14 protein-coding genes and 1 pseudogene are annotated in these 15,683 nt (G+C 53.0%); 4 read left to right on the forward strand and 11 right to left on the reverse strand.

Features of this window, described 5'->3' with window-relative positions; genetic code table 11:
- Positions 1-803 precede the first annotated feature (803 nt).
- Positions 804-3,989: a ribonuclease E gene (gene rne / locus BHE85_RS16615; RefSeq protein WP_000827369.1), complete on the forward strand. Its 3,186-nt coding sequence runs from the start codon at positions 804-806 to the stop codon at positions 3,987-3,989.
- Positions 3,990-4,185: 196 nt separating this feature from the next.
- Here the strand turns inward: rne and flgL are convergent, their stop codons facing one another.
- The 11 genes and pseudogenes from flgL to flgB form a co-directional block, all read right to left on the reverse strand.
- On the reverse strand, positions 4,186-5,139 hold the full coding sequence (gene flgL / locus BHE85_RS16620) for a flagellar hook-associated protein FlgL (RefSeq protein ID WP_001212751.1): 954 nt from the start codon (positions 5,137-5,139) through the stop codon (positions 4,186-4,188).
- A gap of 11 nt (positions 5,140-5,150) precedes the next feature.
- Positions 5,151-6,794, reverse strand: a complete 1,644-nt coding sequence (flgK, locus tag BHE85_RS16625) for a flagellar hook-associated protein FlgK (RefSeq protein ID WP_000096481.1) — start codon at positions 6,792-6,794, stop codon at positions 5,151-5,153.
- A 65-nt stretch (positions 6,795-6,859) separates the two neighbouring features.
- Positions 6,860-7,801, reverse strand: a pseudogene (flgJ, locus tag BHE85_RS16630) (flagellar assembly peptidoglycan hydrolase FlgJ).
- Positions 7,801-8,898 (reverse strand): flagellar basal body P-ring protein FlgI, encoded by a 1,098-nt coding sequence (flgI, locus tag BHE85_RS16635; protein WP_000589324.1) that lies wholly within the window; start codon positions 8,896-8,898, stop codon positions 7,801-7,803. Before flgI ends, flgJ begins: the two are co-directional and overlap by 1 nt.
- An 11-nt stretch (positions 8,899-8,909) precedes the next feature.
- A complete protein-coding gene (locus BHE85_RS16640; protein WP_005006961.1) occupies positions 8,910-9,608 on the reverse strand; it encodes a flagellar basal body L-ring protein FlgH in 699 nt (232 codons plus the stop codon).
- A 52-nt stretch (positions 9,609-9,660) separates the two neighbouring features.
- Complete coding sequence (gene flgG / locus BHE85_RS16645) at positions 9,661-10,443, reverse strand: flagellar basal-body rod protein FlgG (RefSeq protein ID WP_000625839.1); 783 nt, start codon at positions 10,441-10,443, stop codon at positions 9,661-9,663.
- A gap of 137 nt (positions 10,444-10,580) precedes the next feature.
- A complete protein-coding gene (gene flgF, locus BHE85_RS16650) occupies positions 10,581-11,336 on the reverse strand; it encodes a flagellar basal-body rod protein FlgF (RefSeq protein WP_000349290.1) in 756 nt (251 codons plus the stop codon).
- A 19-nt stretch (positions 11,337-11,355) separates the two neighbouring features.
- Positions 11,356-12,564 carry a flagellar hook protein FlgE gene (gene flgE, locus BHE85_RS16655; RefSeq protein ID WP_000885871.1) on the reverse strand — a complete coding sequence of 403 codons (1,209 nt, stop codon included), beginning with the start codon at positions 12,562-12,564 and terminating at the stop codon, positions 11,356-11,358.
- 24 nt (positions 12,565-12,588) lie between these two features.
- The gene (flgD, locus tag BHE85_RS16660; protein ID WP_000020460.1) at positions 12,589-13,284 is read right to left on the reverse strand and encodes a flagellar hook assembly protein FlgD; all 696 of its coding nucleotides are present in this window, start codon (positions 13,282-13,284) and stop codon (positions 12,589-12,591) included.
- An 11-nt stretch (positions 13,285-13,295) separates the two neighbouring features.
- Complete coding sequence (gene flgC / locus BHE85_RS16665) at positions 13,296-13,700, reverse strand: flagellar basal body rod protein FlgC (RefSeq protein WP_001196460.1); 405 nt, start codon at positions 13,698-13,700, stop codon at positions 13,296-13,298.
- Positions 13,701-13,703: 3 nt separating this feature from the next.
- Positions 13,704-14,033, reverse strand: coding sequence for a flagellar basal body rod protein FlgB (flgB, locus tag BHE85_RS16670; protein WP_000884690.1), 330 nt, complete (start codon positions 14,031-14,033; stop codon positions 13,704-13,706).
- Between the two features lie 155 nt (positions 14,034-14,188).
- On the opposite strand from flgB, the gene flgA reads away from it, so the two are divergent.
- The 3 genes from flgA to flgN all read left to right on the forward strand — a co-directional run bounded on the left by flgA (position 14,189) and on the right by flgN (position 15,662).
- On the forward strand, positions 14,189-14,848 hold the full coding sequence (gene flgA, locus BHE85_RS16680; RefSeq protein ID WP_000879691.1) for a flagellar basal body P-ring formation chaperone FlgA: 660 nt from the start codon (positions 14,189-14,191) through the stop codon (positions 14,846-14,848).
- Between the two features lie 75 nt (positions 14,849-14,923).
- Positions 14,924-15,241, forward strand: a complete 318-nt coding sequence (gene flgM / locus BHE85_RS16685; protein ID WP_000020901.1) for a flagellar biosynthesis anti-sigma factor FlgM — start codon at positions 14,924-14,926, stop codon at positions 15,239-15,241.
- A 4-nt stretch (positions 15,242-15,245) separates the two neighbouring features.
- On the forward strand, positions 15,246-15,662 hold the full coding sequence (gene flgN, locus BHE85_RS16690; RefSeq protein WP_000197340.1) for a flagella biosynthesis chaperone FlgN: 417 nt from the start codon (positions 15,246-15,248) through the stop codon (positions 15,660-15,662).
- Positions 15,663-15,683: the final 21 nt, after the last annotated feature.

Consider the following 15,683-nt stretch of genomic DNA (forward strand, 5'->3'; position numbering starts at 1 on the left):
GCCATGGCAAACAAGCTGGCACGAACAGTATGGGCGATAACCGCCCATGACCGTAAGTATGACAGGAACCACGTCAGTATCAGACCATATTAATCGCTGATACCATTAAACAATGAACTCTTAACAAAAGGGTGAATGCTGAAAGGTTGCTATGGCGGCCAGAGTGATGACAAAGACAGGTAAGACCGTGACTCACTAAACCTGAACAGTATTTTGGGCTTGAAGTCCGCCGTGAAAATAAGGGGTGAGTCGGCGAATTACATAGGGGCTCGCAGCGTTACGGCTGCAATAAAGCCGGATATAAAGCTGCAACCTACCCGTCATGTCAAAACAATGGATGCCTTGCAAACGGGATGCGTTCATATAAAAACTGTGAGTAAGCGGGTGATAAATGGTAAAAGTCATCTTGCTATAACAAGGCTTGCAGTGGAATAATGAAGCCGTTTCCGTGTCCATCCTTGTTAAAACAAGAAATTTTACGGAATAACCCATTTTGCCCGACCGATCATCCACGCAGCAATGGCGTAAGACGTATTGATCTTTCAGGCAGTTAGCGGGCTGCGGGTTGCAGTCCTTACCGGTAGATGGAAATATTTCTGGAGAGTAATACCCAGTCTGTTTCTTTGATAATTGCGCTGTTTTTCCGCATGAAAAACGGGCAACCGACACTCTGCGCCTCTTTGAGCTGACGATAACCGTGAGGTTGGCGACGCGACTAGACACGAGGCCATCGGTTCACACCCGGAAAGGCGTTACTTTGCCCGCAGCTTAGTCGTCAATGTAAGAATAATGAGTAAGTTACGATGAAAAGAATGTTAATCAACGCAACTCAGCAGGAAGAGTTGCGCGTTGCCCTTGTAGATGGGCAGCGTCTGTATGACCTGGATATCGAAAGTCCAGGGCACGAGCAGAAAAAGGCAAACATCTACAAAGGTAAAATCACCCGCATTGAACCGAGTCTGGAAGCTGCTTTTGTTGATTACGGCGCTGAACGTCACGGTTTCCTCCCACTAAAAGAAATTGCCCGCGAATATTTCCCTGCTAACTACAGTGCTCATGGTCGTCCCAACATTAAAGATGTGTTGCGTGAAGGTCAGGAAGTCATTGTTCAGATCGATAAAGAAGAGCGCGGCAACAAAGGCGCGGCATTAACCACCTTTATCAGTCTGGCGGGTAGCTATCTGGTTCTGATGCCGAACAACCCGCGCGCGGGTGGCATTTCTCGCCGTATCGAAGGCGACGACCGTACCGAATTAAAAGAAGCACTGGCAAGCCTTGAACTGCCGGAAGGCATGGGGCTTATCGTGCGCACCGCTGGCGTCGGCAAATCTGCTGAGGCGCTGCAATGGGATTTAAGCTTCCGTCTGAAACACTGGGAAGCCATCAAAAAAGCCGCTGAAAGCCGCCCGGCCCCGTTCCTGATTCATCAGGAGAGCAACGTAATCGTTCGCGCTTTCCGCGATTACTTACGCCAGGACATCGGCGAAATCCTTATCGATAACCCGAAAGTGCTCGAACTGGCACGTCAGCATATCGCTGCATTAGGTCGCCCGGATTTCAGCAGCAAAATCAAACTGTACACCGGCGAGATCCCGCTGTTCAGCCACTACCAGATCGAGTCGCAGATCGAGTCCGCCTTCCAGCGTGAAGTCCGTCTGCCGTCCGGTGGTTCGATTGTTATCGACAGTACCGAAGCGTTAACTGCCATCGACATCAACTCCGCACGCGCGACCCGCGGCGGCGATATCGAAGAAACCGCGTTTAACACCAACCTCGAAGCTGCCGATGAGATTGCTCGTCAGCTGCGCCTGCGTGACCTCGGCGGCCTGATTGTTATCGACTTCATCGACATGACGCCTGTACGCCACCAGCGTGCGGTAGAAAACCGTCTGCGTGAAGCGGTGCGTCAGGACCGTGCGCGTATTCAAATCAGCCATATTTCTCGCTTTGGCCTGCTGGAAATGTCCCGTCAGCGCCTGAGCCCATCACTGGGTGAATCCAGTCATCACGTTTGTCCGCGTTGTTCTGGTACTGGCACCGTGCGTGACAACGAATCGCTGTCGCTCTCTATTCTGCGTCTGATCGAAGAAGAAGCGCTGAAAGAGAACACCCAGGAAGTTCACGCCATTGTTCCTGTACCAATCGCTTCTTACCTGCTGAATGAAAAACGTTCTGCGGTAAATGCCATTGAAACTCGTCAGGACGGTGTGCGCTGCGTGATTGTGCCAAACGATCAGATGGAAACCCCGCACTACCACGTGCTGCGCGTGCGTAAAGGGGAAGAAACCCCAACCTTAAGCTACATGCTGCCGAAGCTGCATGAAGAAGCGATGGCGCTGCCGTCTGAAGAAGAGTTCGCTGAACGTAAGCGTCCGGAACAACCTGCGCTGGCAACCTTTGCCATGCCGGATGTGCCGCCAGCGCCAACGCCAGCTGAACCTGCCGCGCCTGTTGTAGCTCCAGCACCGAAAGCTGCACCGGCAACACCAGCAGCTCCTGCACAACCTGGGCTGTTGAGCCGCTTCTTCGGCGCACTGAAAGCGCTGTTCAGCGGTAGTGAAGAAACCAAACCGACCGAGCAACCAGCACCGAAAGCAGAAGCGAAACCGGAACGTCAACAGGATCGTCGCAAGCCTCGTCAGAACAACCGCCGTGACCGTAATGAGCGCCGCGACACCCGTAGTGAACGTACTGAAGGCAGCGATAATCGCGAAGAAAACCGTCGTAATCGTCGCCAGGCACAGCAGCAGACTGCCGAGACGCGTGAGAGCCGTCAGCAAGCTGAGGTAACGGAAAAAGCACGTACCACCGACGAGCAGCAAGCGCCGCGTCGTGAACGTAGCCGCCGCCGTAACGATGATAAACGTCAGGCGCAACAAGAAGCGAAGGCGCTGAATGTTGAAGAGCAATCTGTTCAGGAAACCGAACAGGAAGAACGTGTACGTCCGGTTCAGCCGCGTCGTAAACAGCGTCAGCTCAATCAGAAAGTGCGTTACGAGCAAAGCGTAGCCGAAGAAGCGGTAGTCGCACCGGTGGTTGAAGAAACTGCCGCTGCCGAACCAATTGTTCAGGAAGCTCCAGCTCCACGCACAGAACTGGTAAAAGTCCCGCTGCCAGTCGTAGCGCAAACTGCACCAGAACAGCAAGAAGAGAACAATGCTGATAACCGTGACAACGGTGGCATGCCGCGTCGTTCTCGCCGCTCGCCTCGTCACCTGCGCGTGAGTGGTCAGCGTCGTCGTCGCTATCGTGACGAGCGTTATCCAACCCAGTCGCCAATGCCGTTGACCGTAGCGTGCGCGTCTCCGGAACTGGCCTCTGGCAAAGTCTGGATCCGCTATCCAATTGTACGTCCGCAAGATGTACAAGTTGAAGAGCAGCGCGAACAGGAAGAAGTACAAGTGCAGCCGATGGTGACTGAGGTCCCTGTCGCCGCCGCTGTCGAACCGGTTGTTAGCGCGCCAGTTGTTGAAGAAATGGCTGAAGTCGTAGAAGCCCCCGTACCGGTTGCCGAACCGCAACCGGAAGTGGTTGAAACGACGCATCCTGAAGTGATTGCCGCCGCGGTAACTGAACAGCCGCAGGTGATTACCGAGTCTGATGTTGCCGTAGCCCAGGAAGTTGCAGAACACGCAGAACCGGTGGTTGAACCGCAGGAAGAGACGGCAGATATTGAAGAAGTTGCCGAAACTGCTGAGGTTGTGGTTGCAGAACCTGAAGTTGTTGCTCAACCTGCCGCGCCAGTCGTCGCTGAAGTCGCAGCAGAAGTTGAAACGGTAGCCGCGGTTGAACCAGAGATCACCGTTGAGCATAACCACGCTACCGCGCCAATGACGCGCGCTCCGGCACCGGAATATGTTCCGGAGGCACCGCATCACAGTGACTGGCAGCGCCCTACTTTTGCCTTCGAAGGTAAAGGTGCCGCAGGTGGTCATACGGCAACGCATCATGCCTCTGCCGCTCCTGCGCGTCCGCAACCTGTTGAGTAATAATTAGCTCAAAGTAATCAAGCCCTGGTAACTGCCAGGGCTTTTTTATTTCATGTTTGAATCAACATATTAAAATTCATCAAATGGCATCCTTGCTAACCAACAATGCAAAATAGGCAAAAAAAATGCCCGCCCCGGCGATCCCTGAGCGGGCAGACAAAACATACCCAGTTTCATGATATGTTTTAAAGCGAGCTTATTTGTTGAGCTGGAAGAGTGACAATCCCTGCATATCGGTAAATGCTTTATACGATGCCTGCAATGCCGTTTGCTGCATGATGTAAGATGAAATAGTTGCATTCCAGTCCACATCAACCAGATCGCTCATCTGCTGCGTTTGCCCTAAAGCGCGATCGCTACCTAAGGAATCCAGCGACTCCAGTTCGTTCAGCTGCGTGCCTAATTCCGCGCGAACGGCAAGGACATTATTCAGCGAGTTTTTCAGTCCACGGTTGGTTTTATCCAATGCCGCAGCGGCGATTTCTTTATCCGCTTCGCTATCCGCGACCGGCGTTTTCAGGGCTGCGATGGCGCTATCCAGCATGGCAAAAAGATTGGTTTCAGAAGCGCTACCGTCTGGCTCCGCAACTGCGTTGCTGGTAATACTGTCGAAAATTTTGTCACCCGTGTGCCCTATCACCATCGAACGCGAAGCATCGACCTGTTGCTTAATACTTTCTGCTCCACCGACGTATTTCCCTTTCTCTTCGCTAAACGGCGCAGTCTCTGTTTTATAACCGGCAAAAATGTAGCGCCCGTTACCGTCAGTGGTGTTCGCCAGATTCAGCAACTGGTCACGAAGCCCCTGAATATCCGTAGCCAGCGAGGCCCGGTCATCGTCACTCAAGGTGCCATTGCTGGCGTAGACAATTTTTTCCTGAGCATTCTGGATAGCAGTGGTGACCTGGCTAAGTACACTCTCTTCCAGTGACACTTTTTGAATGGCGAAAGTACGCGCCAGCGTGTACTGGCTGTTTTGCGCCTGTGCCTGGGAGAGAACTACGGCTTGTGATGCTGCAATGGGATCGTCAGAAGGGTTAACGACTCGCTTACCTGTCGACATCTGCTCGCCGTACTTCATCCATTCCGCCTGAGAATTGGTGATGCCACGCATGTTTTGCTGGTACATCATCTGGGTACTGAAACGCATCTTATCTCCCCTTAGCGAATGTTAATCAGCGCATCAAAAATCGCGTTTGCCGTCTGCAGAACCTGCGCATTCGCCAGGTAATACTGCTGAAAACGTTGCAGATTTCCGTACTCTTCGTCGAGATTGACGCCAGAGATAGACTGCTGCTGATTGGAAAGCTGCGTCACCACATTACCTTGCGTGGCGCTACTGGTTTTCAACGTCGCGGTTTTATTACCGATATCACTCACTAACGAGGCATAAGCGTCGTTAAAGGATTTCGCACCGCCCACCGTTTTACTGTTGCTTTGCAGATCCAGCAGGGCCTGACCGTTGCGGTTATCGCTATCACCCGCATCTTTTTCGCTCGCCATCGCTATTTTCGCTTCGTCGGTGATTAATACATCCATGTTGACGATGGCGTCACTTACTGGTTTCAGCGTGAAGCTGTCGTTAACGGCAGGCGTTCCTGTAAACGTCAACTCCAGACCATCAAATGCCACTTTACCGTTGGCATCCGGCGTCACCGTAAAAGTGGTATTGCTGGCAAGGCGGGTGACCTGCCACTGATTATTATCGAACGAGATTTTGTAATCTGTCGCCAGTACCGCGGAGGCATCAGTTACCGTGGCACCGATCGCAACGTCACCTTTGTTTTTCGTGTTTTGCAAAACCGCGGGCTTACCGATAGCAAAGAAATCTTCACCAGCATCGCCGTTGGCATCAAATCCGGCTTTGTGTTGGGTGTTGAAAGCCTCAGCAAATGCCAGCGCCAGTTGTCCAAGCGTATTACGCGTCTGGTCCAGATCCTGAGAACGGAATGTCAGAATGCCGCCCAGCGACCCGGTATTCAGTAATTTCTCCGGGATCTCAATATTGCCTGCCGTCCCATCAACGTAAGCGACAGTCGTACGAGAAGGGTCGGCGCTGGAAGGAACTGCCGCCAGTTGCCGCGCCGTACTTCCCTGAACCAGTGAGTAACCATTGGCCATCGTGATGTTATAAGTGCCGCCATCCTGAACGCTGACTTCTACACCAACAATCTGGTTTAATTCGCTCACCAGTTGATCGCGTTGATCCAGCAGATTGTTAGGTGACGCCCCTGCCCCCACGCCTGTCAGGCGGGAGATTTGGTCGTTCAGGCTGGCGATTTGTTTAGCGTAATTGTTGATCTGATCAACGCTGGCACCTATCGCGATATTGACCTGTTTGTCCTGGTCGCGAAGATACTGATCGGTGGTTTTAAACTGATTCACCAACCCTTCTGATTTCCCAATCAGCGCCTGGCGCGCTGCCGGGTCTTCCGCGTTACTCACCAGCGTTTGCAGGCTGGTGAAGAAATCCTGCATCTGTGTTGCCAGCGAAGAGGTACTGGTGGAGAGCATATTGTCGATTTTCGACATCTGCTCATAGCGGGCAGTCAGGCCGCTACTTTGCGTCTGCGCCGCACGTAACTGGTTGGTGATAAACGCATCATACTCACGCTGCACACCAGAAACGTAGACACCATTGCCAACCCAGCCGCCAGCGCCCAACGTGCTATTGGCCTGCGCCATAATAGTGGTTTGGCGGGTATATCCGGCAACGTTATAGCTGGAGATATTATTACTTGCCGTATTTAACGCCGCCTGGGCCGCGTTCAGTCCGCTCATGGCGTTATTAATCAAGCTGGACATGGAGGTTCCTTATAAGCCTTCAATTACAGAGTATTATCGGCAGCGACCCGCCGGACTTGAGTTATTCAAAACAGATTATCAATGTTCATACTGTAGGTTTTGCTCACCTTGTCGCTTATCGATTTCATCTGCTGAATCATGTTGGTGAGTTTGCGGGCATAGTGAGGATCGGTGGCATAGCCCGCGTCCTGTAGGGCCTGCGCCCCCTGCTCCGCACTCGTGGCGGTGGTCACGGCGGCGTAGCGCGGGTTACGCGTTAACAGCCCAACGTAATCCGACTATGCTTCCAGATACGAGCTGTAGACCCGAAACTTCGCTTTTACTTTCTTCGCTTCGCCGTTTTCATATTCAGTCGTGGTGATTTCAGTAACTGGCCCTTTCCAGTTGCCAGAGGCTTTGACACCAAACAGGTTATAGCTCGGCTCGCCGTTTTCGCGGCGGATTTGCCGTTGCCCCCAACCAGATTCCAGCGCCGCCTGAGCGAGGATCAAATGATGTGGCACACCGCTTTGCTGGCTTGCCAGTTGGGCGGGCAGCGAGAGTTGCGCGAGGAATGCTTTACTGTCACCCGGCAGCGAATCATCGTAGTTACGTGGCACGGCCTTTTGCACCAGCTGCGAAAGCGCCTGATTTTGATAACGCACCACAGTTTCGAGCGGGAATTTCATCGGTGCTGCTGGCGTGGACTCCTCTGGCAATGGTTGTTCTGGCGTCATCTGTTTAACCATCATCTCTGCAAGCCCCAGACCTTTGCCCGCCGTCATCTGTTGGGCAATCTGCTGGTCATACATACTGGTATACAGGCGAGTGTGCTCGCTGCTGAACAGGCCATCTTTTGGTAAAGCGTCGCGCATGCTTTTCAACATCATCTGCACGAACATCCCTTCCACCTGACGGGCCACCGGACGGATATTTGCCGCCGGATCTTCGCCCGCTTTCGCCTTTAGTTCGTTGAGTGATTGCGCATCCCAGGCCGCACTTGCCAGTAGTTTGCTATCGCTGATCATCAGATGATTTCCAGTTTTGCCCGCAGACATCCCGCACTTTGCATTGATTGCAGTATGGACATCAGATCCATCGGCGTAGCGCCCAGCGCATTGAGCGCGCGCACCACGTTATTGAGCCTGGCGCTGGAACGTACGCTTTGCAGCGAACCGCCGCTCTGGCGTAAATCGATCTGCGTTTGTGGAGTAACCACAGTCTGTCCACCACCAAACGGTGTATCTGGCTGGCTGACATTGGCCTGACGATTAACTGTTACTGAGAGATTCCCCTGCGCTACCGCGCAGCTGTCGAGGGTCACTTCGCGATTCATCACCACCGAACCGGTGCGCGAGTTAATCACTACTTTAGCGTCCTGCGGGGTGACATTAACCTGCATATTCTGGATATCGGCAAGGAAGCGGACCTGGGAACTGTTGCCACTCGGTACGCGCACCTGAATAGTCCGCGCATCTAACGCGGTGGCGCTGCCATATCCACGCACGCGGTTGATGGTGTCAGCGATTTGCTGCGCCATGCTGAAATCTTCGTCGTTAAGTTGCAAATTAAGGGTATTCCCGACGCCAAACTGGCTGGGCAATTCACGTTCAATAACCGCACCATTGGTGATCCGTCCACCGTTCAGTTGGTTAACCTGAACACTGCTACCGCCAGCGGAGGCTCCTGCGCCGCCAACCAGAATATTGCCCTGCGCCAGCGCATACACCTGACTGTCAACGCCCTTAAGCGGTGTCATCAACAACGTACCTCCACGCAAGCTTTTGGCATTACCCATGGAAGAAACCACCACATCGATGGTTTGCCCCTGACGTCCAAACGGAGGAAGTGACGCTGTCACCATTACCGCAGCGACGTTTTTTAGCTGCATATTGGTGCCCGTCGGAACGGTAATTCCCAGCTGTGAGAGCATGTTATTAAGCGTTTGTGTGGTAAACGGCGTCTGGGTTGTCTGGTCACCGGTGCCATCCAGCCCCACCACCAGACCATAGCCAATCAGTGAGTTTTGCCTTACCCCCTGAACACTGGTGAGATCGCGAATACGCTCAGCCTGAGCCGCCGTCGTGACCAGTAGAAGAATTAATGCAGAGAGAAATTTAATCACCACAGCCTCACTTACATTGGCGACAGGTTAAGGAAGAAACGCTGCAACCAGCCCATATTTTGCGCTTCGTTAATGTAGCCATTGCCTACGTATTCAATGCGCGCATCCACCACCTGAGTAGACGGTACGGTATTGCTGCCGCTGATAGTGCGTGGATTAACCACGCCAGAGAAGCGAATAAATTCGGTACCCTGATTAATGGCAATCTGTTTTTCACCCACCACATGCAGGTTGCCGTTGACCAGTACCTGGTCAACCGTCACCGTCAACGTGCCGCTAAAGGTATTGCTGGCATTGGCCCCGCCCTTTCCGTTGAACGTGTTACCACCGGAGGCTTCGACATCGGCACGAGCGTTACCAAACAGCCCCTGCAAATAGCGCGGCACAGTATCAAAGCCAAAATTAGTTTTACCGTCACGGCTGGCATTCGCAGAGGAGCTTTTGCTGGCGCTGACGTTCTCCTGCAACACGATGGTCAGCGTATCGCCAATATTGCGTGGTCGACGATCTTCAAACAGCGGTTGATAGCCATAGTTAATCGGCTGAGCAGACTGGAAAATAGAACCGTTGGCGACGGGCGTCGGACCGGGAACCGGTTGTGCACTGGTCGCCCCCTGCACCAGCGGCGTGGAGGGTATCCAGGCGCAGCCGGTTAGTGAAAGCACCAACAAGCTGGAAATGGCATAAGTATGCGCAGCGTTTTTTTGCATGGCTATCATCTTCAAAAATCAGTAAACCGGTGAACCTGCCACCGGTTAAGCCTTAGAGTTGCGTCAGTTTTTGCTGCATCTGATCGGTGGTGGACACCGCTTTACTGTTGATTTCGTAAGCGCGTTGCACCTGAATCATATTGACCAGTTCTTCCGCCACGTTGACGTTAGACGTTTCAACATACCCTTGATACAGCAATCCCGCGCCGTTCAGGCCCGGCGTGCTTTCGTTCGGTGCACCAGAGGATTGCGTTTCGGTGTAGAGGTTTTCGCCAATGCTCTCCAGCCCGGTGTCATTCATAAAGGTGGTGAGATTGAGCTGCCCAACCTGAACCGGAGCTGCCTGGCCTTGTTGGGTTACGCTGACCACGCCATCACGACCGATGGTGATACTTAACGCATTCGCCGGAATGGTGATCGCTGGCTGCACCTGAAAACCACCAGCCGTCACCAGCTGCCCGTTCTGATCCACCTGGAAAGAGCCGTCACGGGTATAGGCTGATGAACCATCTGGCAACATCACCTGGAAAAAGCCCTGCCCTTTAATCGCGACATCTTTGCTGTTGTTGGTCTGCGACAGATTTCCCTGGCTGTGTAAGCGTTCAGTGGCGACCGGGCGTACCCCCGTGCCGATTTGTAATCCGGAGGGTAAGGTGGTTTGTTCGGAAGACTGTGCCCCCGGCTGGCGAATGGTTTGATAAAGCAGATCTTCAAACACCGCGCGCTGACGCTTAAAACCGTTAGTACTGACGTTTGCCAGGTTGTTGGCAATGACGTCCATATTGGTTTGCTGGGCGTCAAGGCCCGTTTTGGCGATCCATAATGAACTGATCATAAAATGTCCTGTAGTGGATTAGTGACAAGCAGAGCAGAAGCACGCGACAGTGTGAATTCCCCCTCACTCTAACCCTCTCCCCAAAGGGGCGAGGGAATAGTCCGCGCGCTTTTATTGCAATGTCATCAATCGTTCAATTAACTCATCGACAGCAGTTGGTTGGCACGGCCTGCGTTATCATCGACGCTGCTGATCACCTTCATCTGCATTTCAAAACGCCGCGCGCTGGCAATCATGTCGCTCATTGCCGCAACGGCATTGACGTTACTGCCTTCCAGAACCCCCGACATCACACGCAAGGTTGGATCTGCCTGCAGTACCGGCCCTCGCGTGGCCTGGGTTTCTGCGCTTAAACGAAAAATGCCGTCGTCACCGCGCTGCACTTCGCTGCCCGTGGCTTTCACCAGTTTCAGACGCCCTACTGGCGCAACTGTATTTGCCGGATCGCCCGGATTGAGCGCCGAGATTGTGCCATCGGCAGCAATAGTGATTTCCGCTCCTTCCGGCACAGCAATTGGCCCCGCCTCGCCTATCACCTGATGCCCCTGAATTGTCAGTTGCCCGGTGGGATCAACCTGAATGCTGCCATTACGCGTATACCCTTCGCTGCCGTCAGCGGTCTGCACGGCCAGCCAGCCATCCTGCTGCAACGCAACGTCCAGCGGGCGCGAGGTGTAATCTATCTTGCCGGGCGTCATGTCTGCACCCGGTGTTGACGCCGTTACCAGCGTGCGCGTGGGCAGTGAAAGCCCTTCCACCGGCACTGCGCGCAAGGCGTTTAACTGCGCGCGAAAACCGGGCGTAGAGGCATTGGCCAGATTACTGGCGGTTACCGCCTGTTGATTCAGCGTCTGGCTGGCTGCTCCCATCGCAGTATAAATTGCGTGATCCATTGAGCTATCCCGTCAGCGATTAGCGTAAGTTAACCAGCGTGTTGAGGATCTGGTCCTGGGTTTTGATGGTCTGGGCGTTAGACTGATAGTTACGCTGGGCAACGATCATATTGACCAGTTCTTTACTGAGATCGACGTTGGACGCTTCCAGCGCACCGTTGGTCAGGGTGCCAAAGTTTCCCGTCCCGGCTGTCCCCAACAGCGCCACGCCAGAAGATTGCGTCGCAGACCAGACGTTGTCGCCTTCGGATGCCAGACCTTCGTTGTTGGCAAAGTTCGCCAGTACAATCTGCCCCAGCAGTTGAGTTTGTTCGTTGGAATAGTTGCCGACAACCGTACCGTCATCATTGATTTGATAACTCACCAGATCGCCCGGTTTGTAGCCGTTCTGGGGGGTTGCCACAATATTGTTAGCGCCGGTATTTTGCTGCATGGAGTTGAGGAAGCTCAGACTAAACGTGGCGGGTTCTGCACCGTTAATTGCGCCGGTTGCGATATTATTCGCCATCGCACCATCCACTAATGTGCCATTAGCATTAAATTCCAGTGTTGTCGCTGTCTTCGCAATGCTGTTTGGATCACTGCTATCCTGGGTGTAGACCTGCCAGTTATTATCCCCGGTCTTCACAAAGTAGACGCTCATGTCATGAGCATTACCCTGACTGTCGAAAACAGTCACCGAACCTTTTTTGTTATAGCTATCCGCATTGCTGGCGCTGAATGGCGTAACAGTAGGAAGCGGATCACTGGAATTCAGGTTGATCTGCATCGACGCCGTGGTGGTAGTTTTCGCTGCCATCAGGGTATTCGGGATCGAAATATTGGTCGGATTCGCCCCTTGCTGAATAGTCGGCGGCGTACCGGTTGCCGGGTAACCCGTCAGCTGTAAACCTTGCATATTCACCAGGTTACGGTTTTCATCCAGCTTAAATTGTCCGTTACGGCTGTAGAACACCGAACCGTTGCTGTCTACCAGACGGAAAAAACCGTTCTGGCTGATAGCAACGTCCAGACCTCGCCCGGTGTTGGTGGTCGTGCCATCTGTAAAGTCCTGAGTGATACCGGCAACTTTTACCCCCAGTCCCACTTTCGAACCGGCAAACATATCGGCAAAAGAGGCCGTGCCTGATTTAAAGCCGTAGGTGGCGGAGTTGGCAATATTGTTGCCAATAACATCGAGGTTAGTGGCGGCAGCGTTTAATCCGCTAACCGCTTGAGAAAAGGCCATGACTGACTCCTGAAATGTGAAGGCTTAAATTATCTGCCGTACTTCGTCGAGGGTGGTGGTGCCGTAAGTGCCGAGATCCAGCGTATTACCGCTGTTGCCGCGGATCACACCCTGCACCAGAGCAAACTGCAGCGGCTGGGCAACCAGTTGTGTACCACCGTTACTGGCGGTAATCGCTACATTGTAAGAACCGTTCGGCGCAGTGCTGCCATCAGTCAACGTACCGTCCCAGGTGAAACTGTGAACTCCGGCGGTCAGTTCACCAATATCAATGGTGCGCACAACCGCGCCATTTTTATCGGTGATGGTGGCCGTAACTTTGTCTGCCGCCTGTTGCAGCTCAACACCAAACGGCGTGGTCGTGGTCACAGCCCCTTCTTCACTGCCGGTTCCCGCAAGAACAGTTGTGCCGGGGATCATCACGCCGTGACCGATCAGGTTACTGGCCTGTAACGACTGGCTGTTATCAATCTGTCCGGAAATAGATCCGAGCATGGTATTGAGTTTTTCAATCCCGCTGACCGTGCTGATTTGTGCCAATTGCGACGTCAGCTCGTTGTTTTCCATTGGATTGGTCGGGTCCTGGTTTTTCAGCTGCGCCACCAGCAAAGTCAGAAAACTGCTTTGTAAATCTGCGGCGTTGCTGCCCGTGAGCGAACTACTGCTGGTGGTACTGACGCCGGTATTTGTCGGATCGGTGGTGGTTACCGCAATGGACATAGCTTTCTCCTTTATTGACCGAGCGTAAGGGTTTTCAGCATCATGCTTTTCACCGTGTTGAGCACTTCAACATTGGCCTGATAGCTGCGTGACGCCGACATGGTGTTAACCATCTCTCCGACAACATCAACGTTCGGCATTTTTACGTAGCCCTTTGCATCCGCCAGCGGATTACCCGGTTCATAAACCAGTTTGTCCGGGGCCTGACTTTCTATAACATCGGCAACCTTTACGCCGCCTGTCGCAGCACCTGGTGCAGCGTTAACCTGGAATACCACCTGTTTTGCCCGATATGGCTGTCCATCGGGACCGGTCACGCTATCAGCATTCGCCAGATTACTGGCCGCCACGTTCAGGCGCTGGGACTGGGCAGTTAACGCCGACCCGGCGATATCAAAAATATTCAGCAGTGCCATCCGTTAATTTCCGCTCTGTAAAACGTTCATCATGCCTTTGATTTGCCCGCTCAACGCACTAAGGCTCATCTGGTATTGCAGTTCTGCGGTAGGAGGCGTCAGCGCCTGCGCCGGAATGTGTTGCGTTGAGGTCATCGTCAGAGCAACCACACTGGTTGCATCCCGTCCACGTTGCATGACTTTTTTAAGTTCACTGGCAAAATCGATATCGCGCGCCTGATAACCAAGGGTATCGGCATTGGCGATGTTTGCTGCCAGCACTTCCTGACGCTGGGCGCGCAGATTGAGCGCCTCTTGTTGAAAACGTAAGGCGGCGTCGAGCTTATCGAGCATATCTCCTCCGCAGGTATCAAAATTCTGCCATCAGCTTAAATGCCTTTACGCGCGCGTTATCGGCGGAATAAACGCAAAATGGGTCGCTATTTATGCCGTTGATGACCATTGGGGACGGGTACAATTCACGTTGTAGAAATAGCTGGGGGGCGAAAATGCTGGCAATAAAACGTAGCGTGGCGATCATCGCGATACTGTTCAGTCCGTTAAGTGCGGCGAGCAATCTCACATCGCAATTGCACACCTTTTTTAGCGCCCAGCTCGTGGGGGTAAGTGATGAGGTTCGTGTTTCTATTCGTACAGCACCCAATCTACTACCGCCGTGCGAGCAGCCATTGCTTTCGATGAGCAATAATTCCCGCCTGTGGGGCAATGTGAATGTGTTGGCACGCTGCGGTAACGACAAACGATATTTACAGGTTAATGTGCAGGCCACAGGAAATTATGTGGTTGCCGCGATGCCCATTGTGCGGGGAGGAAAGCTGGAAGCTGGCAATGTCAAACTAAAACGCGGACGACTGGATACCCTGCCACCGCGTACGGTGCTGGATATCAATCAACTTGTTGATGCCATTAGCCTACGCGATCTATCACCCGATCAACCAATCCAATTAACCCATTTTCGCCAGGCATGGCGGGTAAAAGCGGGACAACGCGTCAACGTGATCGCCAGCGGTGACGGGTTTAGCGCCAACGCAGAAGGTCAGGCGCTGAACAATGCAGCCGTCGCACAGAATGCGCGGATGCGCATGGTATCGGGACTGGTGGTCAGCGGCGTTGTTGATGCAGATGGGAATATTCTTATAAACCTGTAAGCTGTTAAAGATTACCCGTCCCTTGCCGATAAATAAGCAACACATGATAAAAGCGCCCTCAATGAGGAATAAACCATGAGTATTGATCGCACTTCGCCTCTGAATCCCGTAAGCACCGTTCAACCGCGCGAAACCACTGACGCGCCGGTAACGAACACCCGGGCGGCAAAAACAACCGACTCCACCAGCACCAGCACCAGCACCAGCACCAGCACCAGTGTGACGTTAAGCGACGCGCAAGCAAAACTGATGCAACCCGGCAGCAGTGATATCAATCTTGAACGTGTCGAAGCGTTAAAACTGGCGATTCGTAACGGTGAACTAAAAATGGACATCGGCAAAATTGCCGATGCGCTGATCAACGAAGCTCAGCAAGACTTGCAGAGTAACTGATCGTATGACACGTCTTGCAGAGATCCTTGACCAGATGTCCGCTGTGCTTAACGATCTCAAAACGGTAATGGATCAAGAGCAGCAACATCTCTCTATGGGGCAGATCAACGGCAGCCAGTTGCAATGGATTACAGAACAAAAAAGCTCACTGCTGGCGACGCTGGATTACCTCGAACAGTTACGCAAGAAAGAACCCAATACAGCAAATAGCGTTGATATTAGTCAACGCTGGCAGGAAATTACTGTGAAAACGCAGCAACTACGCCAAATGAATCAACATAACGGTTGGTTACTGGAAGGACAGATTGAGCGCAATCAACAGGCGCTGGAAATGTTGAAACCGCATCAGGAACCGACGCTATATGGGGCGAACGGTCAGACCTCAACAACCCATCGCGGCGGTAAAAAGATTTCGATCTGAAGATTATCTCCGCCTGCACTG

Source organism: Shigella sp. FC1567, from assembly GCF_001743015.1.
GTDB classification, from domain to species: Bacteria; Pseudomonadota; Gammaproteobacteria; order Enterobacterales; family Enterobacteriaceae; genus Escherichia; species Escherichia coli.